The 5298-nt window shown below is 36.6% G+C and carries 7 protein-coding genes and 1 pseudogene; 4 read left to right on the forward strand and 4 right to left on the reverse strand.

Features of this window, described 5'->3' with window-relative positions:
* The 4 genes and pseudogenes from A9Q93_RS09595 to A9Q93_RS09610 all read right to left on the reverse strand — a co-directional run.
* Positions 1–642, reverse strand: a pseudogene (locus A9Q93_RS09595) (hypothetical protein); the annotation flags it as partial.
* Positions 639–1502 (reverse strand): DUF58 domain-containing protein, encoded by an 864-nt coding sequence (locus tag A9Q93_RS09600; protein ID WP_303687174.1) that lies wholly within the window; start codon positions 1500–1502, stop codon positions 639–641. The gene A9Q93_RS09600 and the pseudogene A9Q93_RS09595, both read right to left, overlap by 4 nt.
* A 28-nt stretch (positions 1503–1530) precedes the next feature.
* On the reverse strand, positions 1531–2109 hold the full coding sequence (locus tag A9Q93_RS09605) for an outer membrane protein (protein WP_303687175.1): 579 nt from the start codon (positions 2107–2109) through the stop codon (positions 1531–1533).
* 76 nt (positions 2110–2185) lie between these two features.
* Positions 2186–3190: a MoxR family ATPase gene (locus A9Q93_RS09610; protein WP_303687176.1), complete on the reverse strand. Its 1005-nt coding sequence runs from the start codon at positions 3188–3190 to the stop codon at positions 2186–2188.
* Between the two features lie 243 nt (positions 3191–3433).
* On the opposite strand from A9Q93_RS09610, the gene A9Q93_RS09615 reads away from it, so the two are divergent.
* From A9Q93_RS09615 to A9Q93_RS09630, 4 genes are all read left to right on the forward strand, one after another.
* Positions 3434–4189 carry an SDR family NAD(P)-dependent oxidoreductase gene (locus A9Q93_RS09615; protein ID WP_303687177.1) on the forward strand — a complete coding sequence of 252 codons (756 nt, stop codon included), beginning with the start codon at positions 3434–3436 and terminating at the stop codon, positions 4187–4189.
* Between the two features lie 36 nt (positions 4190–4225).
* Positions 4226–4492: a hypothetical protein gene (locus tag A9Q93_RS09620; protein WP_015361761.1), complete on the forward strand. Its 267-nt coding sequence runs from the start codon at positions 4226–4228 to the stop codon at positions 4490–4492.
* A 30-nt stretch (positions 4493–4522) separates the two neighbouring features.
* Positions 4523–4771 carry a hypothetical protein gene (locus tag A9Q93_RS09625; RefSeq protein ID WP_303687178.1) on the forward strand — a complete coding sequence of 83 codons (249 nt, stop codon included), beginning with the start codon at positions 4523–4525 and terminating at the stop codon, positions 4769–4771.
* A gap of 277 nt (positions 4772–5048) precedes the next feature.
* On the forward strand, positions 5049–5298 hold a 250-nt coding region (locus A9Q93_RS09630; RefSeq protein WP_303687179.1), incomplete at its 3' end, for a hypothetical protein.

Genomic DNA, 5298 nt, shown 5'->3' on the forward strand with positions numbered 1-5298 from the left:
ATAATATTCTTTCCAGTTACGGTTTTCTAGATAGCCGCTTTCGTCTAACTTTTGCAAACGGTATTGCGTCCATTCATAAGGTTGTAAGGTTTCTTCATAGGTTTTTTGTTCCCGCTTTCGCGAAAGCAAAACAACAGCAATCACCACAGGAATTAAAAGCAATAACCACCACATCCAGCCGTAAGAACCTTTTGAACGATCTTCAATCTCTACTGAATCTTTAATCGGAAACATGCCTTGTTTAGTAGTATCTACAACAACCTCTCGCACACTCACAAGAATGGAATCGGACTGCAATCTTCTTGCGTTTTTGAGAATTTCAAGACGTGGTACCCAGTAATCACCAGAGTCAAACTGTGTGATACCATACTTTTTAAATAGTCGTATTTTATCGGCTATTTTTAAGCTGTCTACTGGATAACTATTGATGACTTCCATCGCGCCCATCGTTTGTTGCTCTGGAAAAATGATGAGATCACCTAACTCAGCGTCTACACTTATGCCTAGTTGCACCTCTTCACCTATTTTTATAAGATCTCGATCTACCTTAGTTTCTACTTCTTTTTTTTCAGTAGTAGGCTCTTGTGCTTGAGATAAGACAGCGCATAATAGAAATGATATGTAAAGGAGTTTTTTTATCATCTTGCTTTAAAGTATCCTAATAGTTTTTTAGTGTAATTTTCTTGAGTTTCTAGATCTATTGCACCAGCATCTGACCTGGTAAACGCTTCTTTAAAGTATGCAGCACATTCTTTATGATACGCAGCATATTTAGTACGTACAGATTTAGAACTCGTGTTGATTAACTGCGATTTACCTGTTTCTTGATCTAAGAACTGTACGAGCCCCATTTTAGGCATTTCAGTCTCACGCTTGTCATAAACTCTTATACCGGTAACATCGTGTTTGCGACCTGCAATTTGTAAGGTCTTTTTATAATCGGTACTCATGAAATCTGACATCACAAATACGATGGCTTTTTTCTTTAAAACTCCTGCGAGAAATTTTAAAGCACCAGCAACGTCAGTACCTTTTCCTTTAGCTTTAAACTCGAGTAATTCTCTTATGATTCTAAGAATGTGAAATTTTCCTTTTTTAGGCGGAATAAATAGTTCTACCTGATCAGAAAACAGCAATAATCCTACTTTATCATTGTTTTGCATGGCGCTAAATGCTAGCGTGGCGCATAACTCTGTAATAATCTCTTTTTTGAGCTGTTCTTGTGTCCCAAAAAGGGTAGAACCACTTATGTCAGCCACCAGCATTAAGGTCAACTCGCGCTCTTCTTCAAATACTTTTATGTAAGGCTCAGAATAGCGAGCGGTAACATTCCAGTCTATGTTGCGCACATCATCACCAAATTGATACTGGCGCACTTCACTAAAAGTCATTCCGCGTCCTTTAAAAGCACTATGGTACTCGCCACCAAAAACAGCATCGCTCAAACGACGAGTTTTGATCTCGATTTTACGTACTTTTTTAAGGAGTTCTTGTGTGTTCACTTGTTAATTTATTATTGATCTTTGATTTTTAAAATCTATAGCCTATTCCTGCCTTTAGGATATTTGCGTTTTGGTTATAAGATGTTTTACGCACGTCTCGCGCATTTAGTCTCACATAATCATATTGCAATTGTAAAAACCATTTTGCCGCTATATCATAAGCAACCGCTAGGTTTAAGTTAATTCCGTCATCAGAACTGTTTTCTTGAAAGTTGGCTCCTGCAAAATTCTTCTCTTCTATATGAAACGCAAAAAAGGAATAACCTAATCCCACCATAGGATGAAAACGTGGCGCTCCATTAATTTTAAATGAGGCATACACTCTAGGCTGAAAAAGAATCGCAGTTCCATTAACATCTGGCGCACCGTCAAATCTGCTGTCATCTCTATAAAAAGCACCTGCATTTAAAGATGCACCTAGGTCTACGATATCGTATGAAGCAAATTTATACTTCAATCCTATGTCTATTGCACCATTGTAACCTTCATCTACAAAATTGTCTCCAAAAGTATACGGGAAATTTGCTTCTATGCTAAAGTTGCTTTGTTGTCCGAAAGACAAAAAGCAGGTCATCATCATTACGATAAGAAACAGATTTTTAAGCATCAATTTAAATTTGGATATCAAAATGTTCTCGACTATCGCTCGAACTGACATTTGATTTATTGATTAAGTTAACTATTTACGGTACCTCTATCGTGTTCACAATTTTGTTTACGATATCTTCTGTTGTGTAGTTTTCTGCTTCGGCTTCATAGGTTATACCTATTCTGTGACGCAATACATCTAGTACTACGGCGCGCACATCTTCAGGAACTACATAACCACGTCGCTTGATAAATGCGTAACATTTTGCGGCTTTGGCAAGGTTAATAGATCCACGAGGCGATGCTCCGAAGGAAATCAAAGGTTTTAAGTCAGCCAGGTTATATTTCTCTGGATAACGAGTTGCAAAAATGATATCGAGAATATACTTCTCAATCTTCTCATCCATGTAGACAATTTCTACTGCATCTTGTGCTCGTAAAATTTGCTCTACAGACACTACAGGATTTGCCGCCGCAAATTCTTTTTTAAGATTTGCTCGCATGATAAACTGCTCGTCACTTATAGTAGGATAATCGATTACTGTTTTTAACATAAAACGGTCCATTTGCGCTTCTGGCAATGGGTAAGTTCCTTCTTGGTCTACAGGGTTTTGCGTTGCCATTACTAAGAATGGCTTTTGTAACTTGAAGGTTTCATCGCCTATGGTTACTTGCTTTTCTTGCATGGCTTCTAGTAAAGCACTTTGCACTTTGGCCGGCGCACGGTTGATCTCATCTGCTAGAACAAAGTTGGCAAAAATAGGTCCTTTCTTAATGTTGAATTCCCCATCTTTCATGTTGTAGATAAGTGTTCCCACAACATCAGCCGGAAGTAGATCTGGTGTAAACTGTATTCTAGAAAACGAGCCGCTTACTGCTTTAGAGAGCGTGGTTATGGCAAGTGTTTTTGCCAGTCCAGGAACACCTTCTAGCAAGATGTGTCCACGACCTAATAAACCTATAAGAAGTCGTTCTACCATGTACTGCTGTCCCACGATCACCTTGTTCATCTCGTTCACAAGTAAGTCTACAAACTGACTTTCTTGAGCGACTTTTTCATTAATACTAGCAATATCTATTTGAGTGCTTTGTTGCTCCATACCTATACTTTCTTAAATAGTTCTTCTACAAAAATGCCCAATCAACAAAGATTGAACTGTTTAAATGCCGTTAAAATTCACGGCGATTCTGTAACTACCAAATTTAAAGCCAAGACTCTTTAAATCCTTGAAAGATGCTGGATTTTATGTTATCGATTGTTAACGTATCCGCTTTCGCGAAAGCGTAACATAAATCCAACATTTTACAAATCGCTTTTACTTATTTTTGTGGAAAGCACGGATATGAAAACAGCATTGATTACAGGCGCTACCAGCGGAATAGGTTTAGCAACAGCGCGATTACTTTCTCAAAATAATTTTGCCTTAGTTCTTTGTGGTAGGAACACAAAAAAATTAGCAGAACTAAAGCAAGAACTATCGGAAGTTGTACCAGTGGAAACCCTTGATTTTGATGTACGAAATCAAGAACTTGTTAAACAAAAAATAGGTAGTCTTAAAGAAGCTCCATTTGATACCATTGATGTGCTCATCAACAATGCTGGAAATGCTCATGGATTAGATCCTATCGATAAAGGTAGCGTTGAAGACTGGGATGCCATGATGGATATTAATGTAAAGGGATTGCTTTATGTGAGCCATACGATTATTCCGCAAATGCGAGAACGAAAAAGCGGTCATGTGATCAATATAGGTTCTACCGCAGGTAAGGAAGTTTATCCTAATGGAAATGTGTATTGTGGTTCTAAGCACGCTGTAGATGCGATTACTACAGGTATGCGACTGGATTTGAATCCATACGGCATAAGAGTAGGAGCTGTTAATCCTGGACTTGTAGAGACTAATTTTAGTGAGGTGCGATTTAAAGGAGATACGCAAAGAGCAGAGAAAGTGTATCAAGGATACCAAGCGCTCCAGCCTCAAGACGTTGCCGATGTTATTTTATTTGCTGTAACACGACCACCACATGTAAACATTGCAGACTTAACCGTAATGTGTACAGCACAAGCGAGTAGTGTGGTCTTGAATAAAAAAGCATAAAACAGTAGAACGTTTTTTGCTAGTTAAACTGAAGGTATGGATTTTTTAAAATTTTTAGGACTGTTATTGTTGGGAGCGTTAGCTACTATCGCTTATGGTTTCTATACCATTGATCAAGGCGATGCCGCTGCTGGTCACAAAGCAATAGGACTTGCCACACTATTCATATTTTTTGTGATCATGCCATTGTTTATTTGGACTCGTTATAGAAAAAAAGACTTGAGTAAATTTAATTTTAATCAAGATAAAAAGACGGAAGACGATGAGGAATGGGATGTGGATGATAAAAGTAGGTGGAATTAATTTACGTTATTTATAATAAGAAAGAGAATAATGTCAGGAGATAAAAAAAGAAAAGAGTTAAATCTAGATAGGGATACCATCGCTATTTTATCTATTCAGGCAGAAAAGGAAGGTAGAAACCTTAAAAACTACATGGAGGACATCCTTAAGGATAAAGCAAATTGTTCTGAGCTTAATGATGAGTACAAACTCATGATAGATAAAAAACTGCAAAATCATAAGATCGGTGAACTTGATTATATTTCCGAAGAAGAATTCCGAAAGCAAACTAGCAGATAATGTCTTATCAAATTATGTTTGATGAAGAAGCTTTAGACGACTTTATAAAAGCAAAAAGACATTACAAGATCGTCTCTGACACCATTTGCGATTAATTTCATTTGGAATTTTTGGAAAAAAAATTTTATCTGAGATTACATCCTTTACATTTTCAAAAGAGGTATAAAGAAGTTAGAATCTCGCATCTAAAAAGATTTCCCTATGGTATTCACTATATCGTAGAAGAAAAAATCGTAAATGTGTTCATACTTAACCATCTATAAATAATAAAGGAACCGTGCATATAGGTAGACTAGATGGTACTCGAGACAATGCACCTCATAAATTTTCTGACAATGATAAAAATTTCTACGAAGACCTTCAATTACCTGCTTATATTCTCTATAGAAATAAAAATTTCGCGAAAAAATCAAATACTACAATTATGGAAAATATTAATAGATACACGTTTTTAATCTTTTTAATAATAATTATTAGTTCCTGTAATTATAAGACATATAGTTTATCTAGTAAAAATATTCTTTTTC

The organism is Nonlabens dokdonensis (genome assembly GCF_002162835.1).
Taxonomy (GTDB): Bacteria; Bacteroidota; Bacteroidia; order Flavobacteriales; family Flavobacteriaceae; genus Nonlabens; species Nonlabens dokdonensis_B.